This window comes from Actinophytocola sp. (assembly GCF_036378875.1).
In the GTDB taxonomy this organism is placed as follows: Bacteria; Actinomycetota; Actinomycetes; order Mycobacteriales; family Pseudonocardiaceae; genus Actinophytocola.
In genome coordinates this window covers 98,571-114,352 of sequence record NZ_DASUVO010000162.1, presented here as the reverse complement: position 1 = coordinate 114,352, position 15,782 = coordinate 98,571, and the positions used below count along the sequence as shown (strand labels likewise).

Sequence of the window (15,782 nt, the reverse complement as noted above, 5' to 3'; positions counted from 1 at the left end):
ACACACTGTCGTTGTCGAGCACCACGTACTCGCGCGGCAGCACCCGCCCGCCACCCGTGGCCCGGGCCACGACCCAGCGCGACCCGGCCGGCAGCAGCGCCGTCTCGTCGAGCCACATGCCATAGGTGGCCGGCCACCGGTTGGTGGGAGCCACCAGCGTCACCCGCAACCCGACCCGCACACAGGCCGACGCGAGCGCCCACCCGGCCGGCCCACCACCCACGACCACAACGTCCACCGCAGGATTCCACCACCCACGGACTTCACCCGATCGACTACCACCTGACCGGCTGGGATCGCGCCGGGCGGCCTCCGGGTGGCATCGGACTCCCGGTCGGCTTCTGGTTGGGGCCGGACCCCGGGTCGGCTTCTGGTTGGGGCCGGACCCCGGGTCGGCTTCTGGTTGGGGCCGGACCCGGTCGGCCTCCGGCCCCCGGTATCCAGCCTACCGGGGGACACCGACAGTCACGGGTGTTCGTGGCGGGCCCTGTGGACTACTCCCGGCTATGGTCATCCCCATGTCTGATCGGGTCGACCTCAGGGAGGCGCGTCGTTCGGAGAGGGTGGCCGGGCCCGGGTCCGGTGACCTCGCGGCCAGTCCGTTCCGGGTGGACCGGGATCGGGTGGTCGCGTCGCCTTTCTTCGCGCGGCTTGGTGGGGTTACCCAGGTCGTCAGTGCGAGTGGCTCCGGCCTGCTGCACAACCGGCTTACCCACAGTCTCAAGGTTGCCCAGGTCGCGCGGGCCATCGCCGAGCGGCTTCGTGCCGAGCCCGCGTTCGTGCCGCTGCTGGACAAGCTCGGCGGGTGCGATCCGGACGTCGTGGAGGCCGCCGGGCTGGTGCACGATCTCGGGCATCCGCCGTTCGGACATCTCGGTGAGCAGGTGCTCGACCGGCTCGCGCGTTACCGCCTCGGCTTGCCCGACGGGTTCGAGGGCAACGCGCAGAGCCTGCGGATCGTCACCACCACCGACACCGGCGGGCCGAGCGCGGTCGGGCTCGATCTCACCGCCGCCGTGCGCGCGGCCGTGCTCAAGTACCCGTGGACCCGCATGACCCATCCCGACCCGCACCCGCGGCACATGTCCTCGCCACCGCGCGGCGCCTCCGAGCCGCCGGGCGAGCCGGGCACCGGGTCCAGCAAGTTCTCCGTCTACGTCACCGAGCTCGACGACATGGCACAGGCCCGTGCCGCGTTCGCCGGGCGGCTCGCCAGCTGGCAGCAGACAGTCGAGGCGTCGGTGATGGACACCGCCGACGACATCGCCTACGCCATCCACGATCTGGAGGACTTCCACCGGATCGGGGTGCTTCAGCACGCGCCGGTCTCGGCCGAGCTCGAGTACTGGCTGAACAACGCGCTCGAGCTGGCCGCGCTCGACGACGAGCGGCTCGCCGCGCACGCGAGGCGGCCGGGGCACTCGCTCGAACAGCTGCGCCGCCGCATGCACCGCCGGGACGCGTGGATGGTGGACGACGACGCGTTCGTCGCCGCGGTCGCCCGGGTGCGTGCCGAGCTGGTCGACGGACTGCTCGGCACGCCGTTCGACGGCTCCGTCGAGGCCGAGCAGGCCGTTGCCCGGTTCTCGTCGGGGTGGACCGTCCGGCTCGTCGACGGCATGACCGTCGTGTTGGATCCGCCGACCCGTTCGGGGCACGTCTTGCTCGCCCCCGCCCAGTGGCACGAGGTGCAGGTGCTCAAGTTCGTGCACCGCCGGTTCGTGTTACTCCGGCCGGACCTGGCGTTACACCAGCGCGGCCAGGCCCGGCTTATCACCTCCCTGGTGGAGGCACTCGTGCAGTGGCTCACCGATCGTTATGAGGCCAACCGCCTGCCGCGCAGGCTGACCGACCTCGTCGAGCTGGCGGAGACCGAGTACCGCGCGCTCGCCGCGACCGATATGTCCACTTTGATCGGTGCGGTCGGTGAACCACCCGATGGCGACGTCGGAATCCGGGAAATGGCAAGGGGACGAGCCGTGATCGACTTCGTCGCGTCCCTAACGGACAGCCAGGCGGCGGCACTCCTCGACGCCCTTACCGGGCGCAGCTCGCAGCCCTGGTCCGACGCCTTCGTCCTGTAGATCGTTCACCTACGGCAACTGTTAACACACACTGTGTGTGTTTGGGCCGAATGGCCGCTGCGATCGATTGGTTTCGACCATACGTTGAGCCTGGCCGGGGGGCACCCGGCACTGGGGGTCGTGAGTCGGGGCACGGCCAGAGCACCACGCGGAGGGCATCCGTGCGTTTACCTGCACACGCAACACGAAGATCACGCGTACTGATGACGGGAGCGGCCTGTTTGATTGCGGTCGTGGGCCTCGCGAGCCCAGCGGTCGCCGCGCCGCCACCGGAGGACCAGACCAGCTCCGCACAGGAAACCGCGGCGAAGGAGATCGCCGCGCTCCAGGACATCAAGACGAACCTGTCCGCGGCGGAAGCCAAAGTGGACAGTCAACTCGTCGTGCAGCAGCGCCTTTCGGCGAACAAGCGGGCGAGGACCGCGGTCCCGTTGCTGGACAACGGGATCGAGAAGACCGCGAGCGGCAAGGTGCTCGTGGACATCCGGGGGACGGTCAGCGACGCCCTGCTCAAGGACCTGACGGCGAAGAACGCCAGCGTCCGGTCGGTCTCCACGCGCTACGGCACCGTGCGTGCCGAGGTGCCGCTCTCGGCCGTCAACGCGATCGCCGCACGTGGCGACGTGGCCAGGGTCGAGGAAGCGGACGGTGCCATGACCGCCCGCGAGCTCAACCCGAACCAGAAAGCCGACCAGGAGACCAAGGAGCAGAAGGAGAAGCGGATCGCGCAGAACACGCGCGAGGCGCTCGCCGACCGCGCCGGCCCGACGAACAGCGAGGGCGACCGGGCGCACAACGCGGACACCGCACGTGACGGCATCGGCGTCACCGGTGTCGGCGTCAAGATCTGCGCGCTGTCCGACGGCATCGACTCGCTCGGCACCTCACAGGCGGCAGGCGAGCTGCCCGCGGTGGACGTCCTCCCGGGTGAGGGCGGCCTCGGCGACGAGGGCACCGCGATGTTGGAGATCATCCACGACGTGGCGCCGAGTGCCGAACTCGGCTTCGCCACGGCGTTCAACGGTGACGCGAGCTTCGCGGACAACATCCGCGCGCTCCGCTTCGACCTCGGCTGCGACATCATCGTGGACGACATCATCTACTTCCGTGAGGCGGTGTTCCAGGACTGGATCATCGCCCAGGCCGTGAACGACGTGATCGCCGACGGCGCCCTGTACTTCTCCTCGGCCGGCAACGAGGGCAACACCGTGGACGGCACCGCCGGCCACTGGGAGGGCGACTACGTCAACTCCGGCCAGATCGTCGGCAAGTTCGCGGGTTACGCCCACGACTTCGACCCCGGCCCCGGCACGCAGATCTTCCAGCCGATCTCGAACGAGTCGGCTGGCGCGCCGGTCCTGCTGAACTGGGCCGACCCGATCGGCCGGTCGAGCAACGACTACGACATGTACCTGCTCAACTCGGCGGGCAACGTCATCGGACAGGCCCAGAACATCCAGAACGGCACCCAGGACGCGTTCGAGCGGTTCGACCTGCCGACTGGAAGTACCACCGGTCTGCGGATCGCGGTCGTGAAGTTCTCCGGCGCCGACCGGTACTTCTCGCTGACCGCGCTGCGTGGCCGGTTCGAGGACCAGGCGACGCTGAAGGCGTTCACCACCCCGGGTGTCACGTGGGGTCACTCGGCCGCGCGTGGCGCGTTCTCGACGGCCGCCGCGCCGGCCAAGGACGCGCTGCCGTTCGACCTGGAGACGGGCGACCCGGCGAACCCGGCCGGTCCGTTCCCGAACGCGTTCGACTCGACGTCGAAGCTCGAGCGGTTCACCTCCGACGGCCCGCGGCGCGTGTTCTTCCAGGCCGACGGCACACCGATCACGCCTGGCAACTTCAGCTCCACCGGTGGCGAGGTGCGGCAGAAGCCGGACATCACGGCCGCGGACGGCGTCTCGACCAGCGTGGAGGGTTTCGAGACCTTCTACGGCACCTCGGCGGCGGCACCACACGCGGCGGCCATCGCGGGTCTCGTGCTGTCCGGCAACCCCGGCATCGCCCCGGCTGAGGTGCGGGAGGCGCTGGTGAGCACGGCGATCGACATCGGCGCCCCTGGTGTCGACAGCCGCAGCGGCCACGGCGTGGTCCTGGCTGACCGGGTGCTCGGCTACACGGGTGCGAGCCCGCAGCCGCTCGCGGTCTCGGAAGCCCCGAAGGTGACCGTGGACGACGGCGGCGCGTTCATCGACCCGGGTGACACGGTGACGGTGTCGCTGCCGGTGACCAACGTGGGCGACGCGACCGCGGTGTCCACGAGCGTCGTGGTCACCACGTCCTCGCCGGGCGTCACGGTGACGCCGCGTGCCCAGCTCTACGGTGCGATCCCGCGTGGGGAGACCGTGGTGCGGGAGTACAAGGTGAGGGTGCCGACGACCCACGAGGTCGGCGTGCCGATCCAGTTCGCGACCCGCGTGACCTTCGCGGGCACGTTCTCGCCGAAGACGTCGTCGTTCTCGATCGACGTCGGCCGTCCGTCGGACGAGACCGTCGCGTTCGCCTACGCGGGTGCGCCGGTCGCGGTGCCGGACAACAGCGCGGTCGGTGCGAGCGTGCAGATCCCGGTGTCCGGCTTCGGCCGGGCGTCGAAGATCGGGTTCTCGGTCGACGGTGCCACGTGCACCACGGCGACGGGCGCGACGACCGTGGGTCTCGACCACACCTTCGTCGGTGACCTGGTCGGGCAGTTGGTCTCGCCGTCCGGCGTACGGGCGAACGTGTTCAGCAACAACGGCGGCGGCGGCAACAACCTGTGCCAGGTGGTGTTCGACGACACAGCGGCGGCCTCGTTCGCCACGGTGACGTCCGCGGACGCCCCCTTCACGGGCACGTGGAAGCCGGTCAGCCCGCTCGACGCGCTGCGTGGCGCGCCGGTCGACGGCACGTGGACGTTCTTCGTGCGTGACACGGCGGGGGCGGACGTCGGGTCCATCCGGGCCGTCTCGTTGAAGTTCAACGGGTTCGTCACCCCGTAGGTCCAGTGGCGGCCGCCCGTCCGGGTACGTACCGGACGGGCGGCCGTGCCGTGGATCGACAGCGATTTCGGCGGATCTCGTCAGCAGATTCACAGCTCTCGCTCAGCATGCCGGCGCATGCTGACGCCATGGCAGACAAACCAGACGCAAGCGACCAACCGCCGGCAGCGGGGCCACCGCCGGCCCAGCCGACGGATGAGCTGCCCCGACCACAGCCGACGGCCGAACTCCCCGAGAACGCCCCGCCGCAGGGCGGGCAGCCCGGCACGCCGGAAGGCGCCGCAACCGGCGACGAGCAAGCACAGTCAGGCGCGGAGGCACCACCGCCGCCACCGCCCACCCCACCAGCGGCCCCCGCGCCGAAGCGCCCGCCGCACATGACCAAGACCTGGATCGCCGCCGTCGTGGCCGCCGTGCTCCTCGTCGGGGGCGGCGTGGCCGGCTACGCCATCGGCGCCGCCAACGACCGGCACCGCTTCGGGCCCGCGTGGCAGGACCAGCGCGGCCCCGGCAACGACTTCCCCCGCGACTTTCGTGGCGACTTTCGTGGCGGCGACCGCGGTGACTGGCACCGCTGACAGCGAGCCGCCCGAAAGCGCCGCCTCCTGACGCCGCCGTAGACCGTGGTCCACACCGGCGGCCCCTGCGGCGGATCGACTGTGTGCGCCAAAAGTACGGTCGTCCGTATAGTTTGTTTGTAACTATACGGACGACCGTACATTTTTATCCGCTCACGTGAGCGCGAGTGCTGCCAGCCGGTCCTCGGCCAGCGTCATGGCTTCCGCCAACGGCGTCGTGCCGTTCGCGGCCGCGGCGTTCAGTACTGAATGGACGGTCTCCTCGATGGCCGCGACTCGTGCCAGCGCGGCATCGTGGTCCAGGCCCGACGTCTCGCGGCACAGCGTGTAGATCACGCCGCCGCCGCTCGCGACGAAGTCCGGAATCCACGTCACCCCGGCCGCGGACAGGGTCTCGGCTACGTCGTCGGACACCAACTGGTTGTTCGCCGGCCCCACCACCAGCGGCGCACGCACGTCCGGCCCGATCACCCCGCCGACCGCGGCTGGCACGAGCACGTCCGCCTCCACCGCGTACGACACGGGCACCTGCTCGTAACCCGCGCACCGCGACGGGTCCACGTCCGCGACCGCCACCGACGCACCCTGCGCCGACAAGGACCTGGCCAACAGCGACCCCACCGAGCCCATGCCGACCACGACCACCCGCCGTCCGGCGACCGACGACGAGCCGAACACCGTCGACAGCCCGGCCCGCAGCGCCGCCAGCACGCCACGGGCCGTCGGGCCGCTCGACGACCCCGTCCCGCCGTGGGACTCGGGCAGGCAGAACGCGTGCGGCGTGAACGAGCGCAGGTACACCATGTCGTCGGAGGTCGTGCCGATGTCCGGACCGCACAGGTACGAGCCCTCGAACGACGCGATCAGCTCACCCGCGTCCGCCAGCGCGTCGGTCCGCTGGGCCGGCGTCAGTGTCGACGGCGCCGCGATCACCGTCTTGCCGCCGCCGAACGGCAGCCCCGCCACCGCGTTCTTGTAGGTCATCCCCTTCGACAGCAGCAGCGCGTCGGTCAACCCGTCCTGCCACGTCGGGTAGTGGCGAAGCCGGACCCCACCCGCCGCCGGGCCGAGCCGCCGCGAGTGCACCGCCACCGTGATCGGCACGCCGGACCGGCGCCCCAACCGCGTGACGACTTCCTCGTGCTCCCATGATTCGACCATCAGGACCTCCCGCCGAACGATCCAGCAACCGACACCGAGAACGTTAGGCAGATAGGCGAGGTAGCGATGGGTTCGCCGAATATCATTCGGCGGCGAGCGGCACAATGACGCCATGGACGAAGTTGATTCGGCGATCATCCGTGAACTGCAGCTGGACGCCCGCCAACCCAACCAGGACATCGCCCGCAAGGTCGGCATCGCGCCGTCCACCTGCCTGGAACGCATCCGCCTGCTGCGCCAGCGGGGCGTGATCCGCGGCTACCACGCGGACATCGACCCCACGGCTCTCAACCGCGGCGTCCAGGCCCTGGTGGCCGCGCAGATCCGCCCGCTGTCCCGCCCCGTCATCGAGGCGTTCCAGAACTCGGTCGCCGCGCTGCCGGAGGTGGTCGCGGTCTTCACCCTGGCCGGCAGCGACGACTTCATCGTGCACGTGGCCGCCCAGGACATCGACCACCTGCACGCGTTCCTGATCGACCGGTTCACCAGCCGCCGCGAGATCGTGGGCTTCCGCACCTCGATCATCTACCGGCACCAGGTGAACAACGTCCTGAGCGCCCTACAGTGAGCCGGTCGCGAGCATCCCGCCGTCGACACGCACGGTCTCGCCGGTGATCCACGACGCCTGGTCCGAGGCAAGGAACGCGACCAGCTGGGCCACGTCCTCCGGCTCGCCGAGCCGCTTCATCGGGTAGCGGGCCGCGGCCGCCTCCTCGTCCGCCGTGTACAGGGCCTCGGCGAACTTCGTCTTGACGACCGCCGGGGCGACCGCGTTGACCCGGATGCCCGGGCCGAGCTGCCACGCGAGCTCCTCGGTGAGCCGGATCAGCGCCGCCTTGCTCGCGCCGTACGCGGAGATCACCCCGGACGACCGGATGCCAGCCACCGACGCGATGTTCACGATCGAGCCGCCGTGCTCGGCCATCCACGCCTTCACCACGAGCTGCACGTAGCCGAGCGCGCCAACCACGTTCACGTCGAACAGCTTGCGCACCGCGCCGAGGTCGGCGTCCACGAGCGAACCGAACGTCGGGTTGATGCCCGTGTTGTTGATCAGCACGTCCAGCGAACCGAACTCCTCGACCGTGCGGCGCACCACCTCGGCGCGGTCGTCGTCGCTGCCGGTGTTCGCCGGCACGGCCAGCACCCTGGCGCCCGGCACGAGCGCGCGCAGCTCGTCGGCCGCGGCCTCGATCTGGTCGGCCTTGCGCGAGGAGATGGTGACGGCGGCGCCGCCCCTGGCGAGCTCGGCGGCGATGGCGTGCCCGATGCCTCGGCTTGCCCCCGTGACCAGCGCGGTCCTGCCCTTGAAGTCCGGTGTCATGGGACCTGACTCTAAATCCTGTTGCCAGGGCAACGTATAGTCGGACACGTGGTGATCCGTACGGCCTAGGAGCCAGGCGAGCCCACCGGTCACGACCGGCGGGCGGATGAGTCCTGCCCACGACCAGTAATCCGGAGTCTTTCTCAATGATCACCGCCACCGACCTCGAACTGCGTGCCGGTACCCGAATCCTGCTCTCTGACGCGACGCTGCGTGTCCAGCCCGGTGACCGCATCGGGCTCGTCGGACGCAACGGCGCCGGCAAGACCACGTCCCTTCGCGTCCTGGCCGGCGAGGGCGAGCCCTACGCGGGTCACCTGCTGCGCAAGGGTGACGTCGGCTACCTGCCGCAGGACCCCCGCGAGGGCAACCTGTCCGTCACCGCCAAGGACCGCGTCCTGTCCGCCCGCGGCCTCGACGAGCTGCTGCGCGAGATGGAGAAGGCGCAGTCGGCCATGTCCGAACTCGTCGACGACAGCCAGCGCGACCGGGAGGTCCGCCGCTACGGCCGGCTCGAGGAGCGGTTCGCCGCGCTCGGCGGGTACGCGGCGGAGAGCGAGGCCGCGCGGATCTGCGCGAACCTCGGCCTGCCCGACCGTGTCCTCGCCCAGCAGGTCGGCACTCTCTCCGGCGGCCAGCGCCGCCGTGTCGAGCTGGCCCGCATCCTGTTCGCCGCGTCCGAGGCCGGCGTGGGTGGCGGTTCGGGCACCACGTTGTTGCTCGACGAGCCGACCAACCACCTCGACGCCGACTCGATCACCTGGCTGCGTGGCTTCCTCAAGGGGCACAACGGCGGGCTCGTCGTGATCAGCCACGACGTCGAGCTGCTCGCCGACGTGGTCAACAAGGTGTGGTTCCTCGATGCCACCCGCGGTGTGGTCGACGTCTACAACATGACCTGGCAGCGCTATCTCGACGCGCGTGCCGCCGACGAGAAGCGCCGCCGCCGCGAGCGCGCCAACGCCGAGAAGAAGGCCTCCGCGTTGCAGGCGCAGGCCGACAAGATGCGGGCGAAGGCAACGAAGGCCGTTGCCGCACAGAACATGGCACGGCGCGCCGAGAAGCTGATGTCCGGACTGGAGGAGGTCCGTCAGGCCGACAAGGTCGCGCGGATCCGCTTCCCCGACCCGGCACCGTGTGGCAAGACGCCGCTCACCGCGGAAGGACTGTCCAAGTCGTACGGTTCGCTGGAGGTGTTCAGCGGCGTCGACCTGGCGATCGACCGCGGCTCACGGGTGGTCGTCCTCGGCCTGAACGGCGCAGGTAAGACCACTTTGCTGCGGTTGCTCGGCGGCCGTGAGGAAGGCGACGCGGGCGAGGTCGTGCCTGGTCACGGCCTCCGGATCGGTTACTACGCCCAGGAACACGAGACGCTCGACCATCAGGCGTCGGTGTGGGACAACGTCCGCCACGCCGCTCCGGACACACCGGAGCAGCAACTTCGGTCGCTCCTCGGCACGTTCCTCTTCACGGGCGAACAGCTCGAGCAGCCGGCAGGCACGCTGTCCGGTGGCGAGAAGACGAGGCTCGCGCTGGCCGGGCTGGTGTCCAGCGCGGCCAACGTGCTCCTGCTCGACGAGCCGACCAACAACCTCGATCCGGCGTCCCGCGAACGGGTTCTCGACGCGTTGCGGGGATATACGGGGGCTGTGGTGCTCGTGACGCACGATCCCGGTGCCGTGGAGGCGTTGGAGCCCGAGCGGGTGATCCTCCTGCCAGACGGTACCGAAGATCACTGGTCAGCGGACTATCTGGAACTTGTCCAGCTGGCCTGAGCCTGCTAGGGCCCGGCCTCATCGTTCCTCCGTCCCGGTGAGGCGTGGGCGATTTCATAGGTATTTTCGATCTCGCCTGGCATTCCGTGCGATCGTGTTCGATCATTGCCAACGGCAGGTGTTCTAGATAAACCTCCGTGACACGCTACGGAAGGCGGACGACGTGGCTGATTTGAAGAAGGGCGCGCGGATCACCGGCAGTACCCGCGACAAGCTGGCGGCTGATCTGAAGAAGAAGTACGAGAAGGGCGCCAGCATTCGAGCCCTGGCCGAGTCGACAGGGCGGTCGTACGGTTTCGTGCACCGCGTGCTGTCGGAATCCGGGGTGACGTTGCGCGGTCGAGGTGGCGCAACGCGAACGAAGAAGAAGTAACCGGGTTCATGCTTGGATGCCGCGGGTGTCGGGGCTCGCGATCGGACGGTTGACGTCGTCGTGGGTGACGTCGTGATCACCGTCGGTCGGACCCGCGGCTGTCCTGGTCCCCTCCTTCCGCTCCGCCTTTGGTGGAGTCGCGGAGAAAACAAGCATGGCGCCGGTCATCGCCAGTGGGTACACGAGGTAACCCCAGCGGGTGGCCGGCGCGAGGATGATGGCCGCCCCCAACCCGGTCGCGAGGCGCAGCATGACGTCCGCGGGGTCGCGAGGGGGGCGGACCACCAACCAGGCGATGATCGCGCAGGCGGCCGCCGCGAGCAGTGCGAGCGACGCCGCGTGCCCGACCGGACCTAGTTGCGCGATGAGGTGCCCCGGCAGCGGACTCGCCGCCGGGGAGCCGGCTTCGCCGAGCCCGGCCGGATACAGGATCACGTGCTCGACGAACGCCGGGGGATCCACCAGCAGCACCGGTAGCACCAACAACGCGCTCGTGATGATCACTGTACCAAAGAAGATCAACAACGCCCGCCACCCCCGCGTGGCGATCAGTGCGACCGCGACCACGGCGAGTGCCGGCAGCGCGGTGAGCTTCATGGTTATCACTACGCCGACAGCCACCCCCGAGGTTGCCGGACCCACCCGAAAAGCCAGTGCGGCGGCGAGCATTGTGAGCGCGATCACCGGGATGTCGTCGCCGGCCACCACGATCGTGAGCAGCGTGAGCGGGCTGACCGCGGCGAGCTGCGCGGCGAGCACGGGCACCTTCGGCCAGCCCGCGACCTTCAGCGCCAGCGCGATGATCAGCACGGTGGCGACCGCGAACGCGATCCGCGCGTCGGTGAACGGCCCGTCGCCGAACAGAGCGCGGGGCAGGCCGAACACGGTCATCGACGGGCCGTACGGCGTGTAGTCGTCCGGGTGCGGCGGCCGGCCGAGCAGACCGAGGTCCGGGTACGGCGTGCCATTTTCGAGCAGTAGCCGCGCCGACCGTTCGACCACCCAGACCTCGGGCTGGGACGGGAACGACCACGGCCAGTTGCCCCACACGAAGCGTGGGTCACGCACGAACACCAGGACCAGCAGCGGCACGACACCGGCGAGCAGCCCGGCGACCCCGACCGGCAACCATCGCGAAATTGTCGGTCGTGTGGTGGACACTGCCTGCAGCACCGTGAGCACGAGCGCGACCAGGTAGCCGGCCGTGGCGAAGTTGCCCCACACGCGGTAGCCGTAGAACTCGGAGAAGATCGCGTTCCCTGCGGCGAAGACGAGGCTGACGCCGTAGAAGAGCAGGTCAAGGCGCCAGGCTCGGCGTGGGGTCGGCTCCACGTCGGCAGGCTATCTGGCCTAGGAGCGGAGCGGCGGAGCGGCCGCCGTCTGGACTGACGAGCACGGAGGCCCCTGCGAGGAACGAGCCCGGGGTCTCCGCGCGCAGGAGGGAAGACGGCGGCTTGAGCGGAGGAAGAGTGGAGCGACCAGTTCGACGCTGTTCGCTCTCCGGTTAACCGGGAAGGCCGGGCGGGGCGTGCGCGTTGTTCCTGGTCAGGTAGATGGAGGGGTGGATGTGGACAACGCCTGGATGTTGATGCGTGGCGCGATGAGTGCGCAGGACACGCCGAAGGGCCTGCGGAAGGGCACGATCCGGCGGGTGTACTCGTTCGCCGGGCCGCACCGGGGCAAGCTCGCGGTGTTCCTGGCACTGACGATGGTGTCGGCGGTACTGGCCGTGTCGACGCCGCTGCTGGCCGGCCGGGTCGTGGACGCGATCGTCGGCGGCGGCGCGGTGTCGACGGTGGTGCTGCTGGCCGTGGCGATCGCCGGGGTGGCGATCGTGGACGCGGGCCTGGGGCTGGTGGAGCGGTGGCAGTCGGCGCGTATCGGTGAGGGGCTGATCTACGACCTGCGGCGTGCGGTGTTCGGCCACGTGCAGCGGATGCCGGTCGCGTTCTTCACGCGGACCCGCACCGGCGCGCTGGTGTCGCGGCTCAACAACGACGTGATCGGGGCGCAGCGTGCGTTCACCTCGACGCTCGCCGGCCTGGTGACGAACGTGATCCAGCTGGTCCTGTCGGTCGCCGTGATGATGACGCTGTCGTGGCAGGTGACCGCGCTGGCGCTCGTGCTGTTACCGATCTTCGTGCTGCCGGCGCGCCGGATGGGCCGGAAGATGGCCGACCTGCAGCGCGAGGCGGCTGGCCTCTCCGCGTCGATGACCACCCAGATGACCGAGCGGTTCTCGGCGCCGGGCGCGACGCTCGTGAAGCTGTTCGGGCATCCGCCAGCGGAGCTGGAGGAGTTCTCCAGCCGGGCGGCGCGCGTGCGGGACATCGGCGTGAAGTCGGCCATGCTCACGCGGTGGTTCATGACGAGCCTGACGCTCGTGTCGGCGCTGGCGCTGTCGCTGGTGTACGGGCTCGGCGGGTACCTGGCGATCACGGGCGCGCTGGCGCCGGGCACGGTGGTGGCGCTGGCGTTGCTGCTGACCAGGCTGTACACGCCGCTGACCGCGCTCGCGAACGTGCGGGTGGACGTGATGACCGCGCTGGTGTCGTTCGAGCGGGTCTTCGAGGTGCTGGACCTGCCCCCGATGATCAAGGAGAAGCCGTCCCCGCGTGCGGTGCCCGAGGGTGGCGTGTCGGTCGAGTTCGACGACGTGCGCTTCGCCTACCCGGCGCCGGACCAGGTGTCGCTGGCCTCGCTGGAGGAGGTGGCGGTCCTCGACAAGCGCGGCGGCGAGGAGGTGCTGCACGGGGTGAGCTTCCGCGCCGAGCCGGGGGAGATGGTCGCGCTGGTCGGCTCGTCCGGTGCGGGCAAGTCGACGATCGCGTCCCTGTTACCCCGCTTGTACGATGTGGACAGTGGTGAGGTTCGACTGTCCGATGTGGACGTCAGGGACCTGTCCTTCGACTCGCTGCGGGAAACTGTGGGCGTGGTGACCCAGGACGGCCACCTTTTCCACGACACGATCCGCGCGAACCTGTTGTACCCCAGGCCGACCGCGACCGAGGACGAACTGTGGGAGGCGGTGACCCGCGCGCGGCTGGCGGATCTGGTCAATGCGCTGCCGGACGGTTTGGACACCGTGGTGGGGGAGCGCGGTTACCGTCTGTCGGGCGGGGAACGGCAACGGCTGACCATCGCTCGACTGCTGCTGGCCCAACCCCGGGTGGTGATCCTCGACGAGGCGACCGCACACCTGGACTCCGAGTCGGAGGTGGCCGTGCAGGAGGCACTCGCGGACGCGCTGACGGGCCGCACGGCGATCGTCATCGCACACCGCCTGTCGACCATCCGCGCGGCGAACCAGATCCTCGTGGTGGAGGCGGGCCGAATCGTTGAACGCGGCGACCACGACACCCTGCTGTCAGCGGGCGGCCGCTACGCGGACCTGTACCGCACACAGTTCGCCAACCAGCCGGCAGCGGCCTGACCTGGCCGGACGTCCCGCCGCCCCCGCAGGCCAACCCGACCCGCTCCACCGCCGCCGGTGCTGGAAACGCGAAGGTTCGCCAGGCCCTCGCCGCGCGCGCTGTGAAAGGCGCGTTCACCACCCTCCCGGCGTGGTGAACGGCGCGTTCGTAGCGTTGGGCCTGGGTACATCGATGATCTTGTCGGAATGTCGAACCTTGCGAGAGAGTTGTGGGCCTGGTCAGACACTTCGCGGGGGTCGGGCGCTGCGCGCCCAGCGCGCATCCGCTGGGTCCCGAAAGACGCGTTCGGGACATCGCCGGTGGGAGGCCGTTCGCAGCACTGGGCGTCCTTCATCGTGCGGAAACCGCCCGCGAAGCGGGCTTGGCCCGCCGGTCCGCAGAACCGCGCGCGGGCAGCATGATCATCGGTGGATCTGGGTTGGGCGTGCCCAGCGCGCCTTTCCCAGTGCCAGTGTGGTGAAAGCGTCTTTCGCGGCGGGCGGCCTACCGGCGTCTCAGCGAGCCGGCGGACATGGTCGGTCGAAGCACTAGGCTTCCGGTGTGACGGTTGCGGGGTTGCTGCTGGCGGCGGGTGCCGGACGGCGGTACGGGATGCCGAAGGCGCTCGTCCGTCACCGGGGCCGGCTGCTGGTCGAGCACGCCGCGGACGCGTTGCATGACGGTGGCTGCGTGCCGGTCGTGGTGGTCCTCGGTGCGCTCGCCGACGACGTGCGCACCACCGCCGTCCTCAGTGGATCGTCTCTTGTGGACAACCCGGACTGGGCCACCGGCATGGGTTCCTCGTTGCGGGTGGGGCTCGCCGCGTTGTCCACCACTGCCGCCACCGCCGTCATCGTGTTGCCGGTGGACACCCCGGGTGTGACGGCGGCGGTCGTCCGCCGGTTCGTGGCACTGGCGTCGCCGGCCGCGCTCGCTCGTGCCACCTACGACGGCGCACCGGGGCACCCGGTGCTGATCGGCCGGGAGCGCTGGCAGGCGGTGGCGGAGCTGGCGACCGGCGACGAGGGTGCGCGCCCCTACCTCGCCCAGCACCACGTCGACGCCGTGTCGTGCGAGGACGTGGCGAGCGGCGCCGACGTGGACCGGCCGGAGGACCTCCCGCGTTAGCGGAACGCCTCAACGTTGTCGCCGGCCCACTGTGCGAAGGTCCGCGCCGGCCGGCCGAGGACCTCCGCCACCGTCGGCAGGGGCACCAACATCTCCGACCAGTCCACGTCCTCCATCGACGTACCACCCGCCGAGTACTCCTCGAACCCCAGCAGGAAGTCCGCGTTCTCCGCGCCCCAACCGCCCTGCGCGCGCAGGATCTCCCTCGCCTCCGCCGCGCTGACCTCTTCGAACCGCACCTCCTCGCCGAGTGCCGCGCCGATCGCCGCCACCTGATCCCGCCGGGTCAACAGCTCCGGGCCCGTCAGGTCGTACCAGCGGCCGGCATGCCCGTCGGCGAGCAGGGCCGCCACAGCGACGGCCGCGACGTCGCCGTCGTGGATCGCCAGGCTCGGCGCCTCCGGCTGGGCGTACCGCACCACCCGTGACGTGCGGATCATCGGCCCCCACAACCGCAGCGTGTTCGACGCGAAGTCGCCGGGGCGGACGTGTGTCCACTCACACCCGGACGCCTCGACCGCCTGCTCCACCGGCAGCTGGAAGTCCGTGTCGAAACCACCCGTCACCGCGCCCGACGAGAGCGTCACGATCCGCGTGACGCCCGCCTCACGGGCCCGCGTCACGACGTCGACCGCGGTCCTCGGCTCCGGGAACAGGTACATCCGCGACACGCCGTCGAACGGAATCGAGTCCGGTTTCAGCAGATCACCCCGCACGACCTCGACTCCCGGCGGGAAGACCGCGTCCGTGCGGCGGGTCACCGCACGCACCTCGTGGCCCGCCTCGACGAGCTGCGCGACAACGTGCCGCCCGATATGACCGGTCGCGCCGGTCACCAACACCTTCATGACAACACCCCCAAAATGGGTACACTGTACGCATAAAGGTTACCACCGTAGGATCGACCTCGATGCCACCCTTTGTGTCAACCGCGAGGTCAGTTCGGGCCGAGCGCTTCGCGA

The 15,782-nt window shown here is 70.0% G+C and carries 13 protein-coding genes; 8 read left to right on the top strand and 5 right to left on the bottom strand.

All coding sequences use genetic code 11. The features are described 5' to 3' along the window. A partial coding sequence (locus VF106_RS45400) for a lycopene cyclase family protein (protein ID WP_330846278.1) occupies nucleotides 1-238 on the bottom strand: 238 nt, incomplete at its 3' end. A 280-nt stretch (nucleotides 239-518) separates the two neighbouring features. Here VF106_RS45400 and VF106_RS45395 point away from each other — a divergent pair. The 3 genes from VF106_RS45395 to VF106_RS45385 all read left to right on the top strand — a co-directional run bounded on the left by VF106_RS45395 (nucleotide 519) and on the right by VF106_RS45385 (nucleotide 5,646). Continuing rightward, complete coding sequence (locus VF106_RS45395; protein ID WP_330846277.1) at nucleotides 519-2,084, top strand: deoxyguanosinetriphosphate triphosphohydrolase family protein; 1,566 nt, start codon at nucleotides 519-521, stop codon at nucleotides 2,082-2,084. Between the two features lie 203 nt (nucleotides 2,085-2,287). Beyond that, nucleotides 2,288-5,068 carry a S8 family serine peptidase gene (locus tag VF106_RS45390; protein ID WP_330846276.1) on the top strand — a complete coding sequence of 927 codons (2,781 nt, stop codon included), beginning with the start codon at nucleotides 2,288-2,290 and terminating at the stop codon, nucleotides 5,066-5,068. 128 nt (nucleotides 5,069-5,196) lie between these two features. Beyond that, nucleotides 5,197-5,646: a hypothetical protein gene (locus VF106_RS45385; protein ID WP_330846275.1), complete on the top strand. Its 450-nt coding sequence runs from the start codon at nucleotides 5,197-5,199 to the stop codon at nucleotides 5,644-5,646. A gap of 153 nt (nucleotides 5,647-5,799) precedes the next feature. Here VF106_RS45385 and VF106_RS45380 read toward each other — a convergent pair whose 3' ends face one another. Beyond that, nucleotides 5,800-6,807 (bottom strand): Glu/Leu/Phe/Val dehydrogenase dimerization domain-containing protein, encoded by a 1,008-nt coding sequence (locus tag VF106_RS45380; RefSeq protein ID WP_330846274.1) that lies wholly within the window; start codon nucleotides 6,805-6,807, stop codon nucleotides 5,800-5,802. A gap of 112 nt (nucleotides 6,808-6,919) precedes the next feature. Between VF106_RS45380 and VF106_RS45375 the strand changes: the two genes are divergently transcribed. Next, entirely contained in the window at nucleotides 6,920-7,375 is a 456-nt protein-coding gene (locus VF106_RS45375; RefSeq protein WP_330846273.1) for an Lrp/AsnC family transcriptional regulator, read from the top strand. On the opposite strand, the gene VF106_RS45370 is transcribed toward VF106_RS45375, so the two are convergent. Then, a complete protein-coding gene (locus VF106_RS45370) occupies nucleotides 7,367-8,131 on the bottom strand; it encodes an SDR family oxidoreductase (protein ID WP_330846272.1) in 765 nt (254 codons plus the stop codon). The two genes, VF106_RS45375 and VF106_RS45370, sit on opposite strands and share 9 nt — an antisense overlap. Before the next feature lie 146 nt (nucleotides 8,132-8,277). Here VF106_RS45370 and VF106_RS45365 point away from each other — a divergent pair, with 146 nt between their 5' ends. Together VF106_RS45365 and VF106_RS45360 are read left to right on the top strand one after the other, a co-directional pair. After that, nucleotides 8,278-9,906 carry an ABC-F family ATP-binding cassette domain-containing protein gene (locus VF106_RS45365; protein ID WP_330846271.1) on the top strand — a complete coding sequence of 543 codons (1,629 nt, stop codon included), beginning with the start codon at nucleotides 8,278-8,280 and terminating at the stop codon, nucleotides 9,904-9,906. Between the two features lie 163 nt (nucleotides 9,907-10,069). After that, nucleotides 10,070-10,279, top strand: coding sequence for a helix-turn-helix domain-containing protein (locus VF106_RS45360; RefSeq protein WP_133909271.1), 210 nt, complete (start codon nucleotides 10,070-10,072; stop codon nucleotides 10,277-10,279). Nucleotides 10,280-10,285: 6 nt separating this feature from the next. Here the strand turns inward: VF106_RS45360 and VF106_RS45355 are convergent, their stop codons facing one another. Then, complete coding sequence (locus tag VF106_RS45355) at nucleotides 10,286-11,611, bottom strand: glycosyltransferase family 87 protein (RefSeq protein WP_330846270.1); 1,326 nt, start codon at nucleotides 11,609-11,611, stop codon at nucleotides 10,286-10,288. A gap of 235 nt (nucleotides 11,612-11,846) precedes the next feature. Here VF106_RS45355 and VF106_RS45350 point away from each other — a divergent pair, with 235 nt between their 5' ends. After that, nucleotides 11,847-13,712, top strand: coding sequence for an ABC transporter ATP-binding protein (locus VF106_RS45350; RefSeq protein WP_330846269.1), 1,866 nt, complete (start codon nucleotides 11,847-11,849; stop codon nucleotides 13,710-13,712). Nucleotides 13,713-14,253: 541 nt separating this feature from the next. Beyond that, the gene (locus VF106_RS45345) at nucleotides 14,254-14,820 is read left to right on the top strand and encodes a nucleotidyltransferase family protein (RefSeq protein ID WP_330846268.1); all 567 of its coding nucleotides are present in this window, start codon (nucleotides 14,254-14,256) and stop codon (nucleotides 14,818-14,820) included. On the opposite strand, the gene VF106_RS45340 is transcribed toward VF106_RS45345, so the two are convergent. Next, nucleotides 14,817-15,668 (bottom strand): SDR family oxidoreductase, encoded by an 852-nt coding sequence (locus VF106_RS45340; protein WP_330846267.1) that lies wholly within the window; start codon nucleotides 15,666-15,668, stop codon nucleotides 14,817-14,819. The genes VF106_RS45345 and VF106_RS45340 overlap by 4 nt on opposite strands. Nucleotides 15,669-15,782: the final 114 nt, after the last annotated feature.

What these genes read in the sequence shown, in the direction of transcription:
- VF106_RS45365 (WP_330846271.1), top strand. Translation starts at nt 8,278, where the DNA reads ATGATCACCGCCACCGACCTCGAACTGCGTGCCGGTACCCGAATCCTG.
- VF106_RS45395 (WP_330846277.1), top strand. Translation starts at nt 519, where the DNA reads ATGTCTGATCGGGTCGACCTCAGGGAGGCGCGTCGTTCGGAGAGGGTG.
- VF106_RS45375 (WP_330846273.1), top strand. Translation starts at nt 6,920, where the DNA reads ATGGACGAAGTTGATTCGGCGATCATCCGTGAACTGCAGCTGGACGCC.
- VF106_RS45370 (WP_330846272.1), bottom strand. Translation starts at nt 8,131, where the DNA reads ATGACACCGGACTTCAAGGGCAGGACCGCGCTGGTCACGGGGGCAAGC.
- VF106_RS45385 (WP_330846275.1), top strand. Translation starts at nt 5,197, where the DNA reads ATGGCAGACAAACCAGACGCAAGCGACCAACCGCCGGCAGCGGGGCCA.
- VF106_RS45380 (WP_330846274.1), bottom strand. Translation starts at nt 6,807, where the DNA reads ATGGTCGAATCATGGGAGCACGAGGAAGTCGTCACGCGGTTGGGGCGC.
- VF106_RS45390 (WP_330846276.1), top strand. Translation starts at nt 2,288, where the DNA reads ATGACGGGAGCGGCCTGTTTGATTGCGGTCGTGGGCCTCGCGAGCCCA.
- VF106_RS45340 (WP_330846267.1), bottom strand. Translation starts at nt 15,668, where the DNA reads ATGAAGGTGTTGGTGACCGGCGCGACCGGTCATATCGGGCGGCACGTT.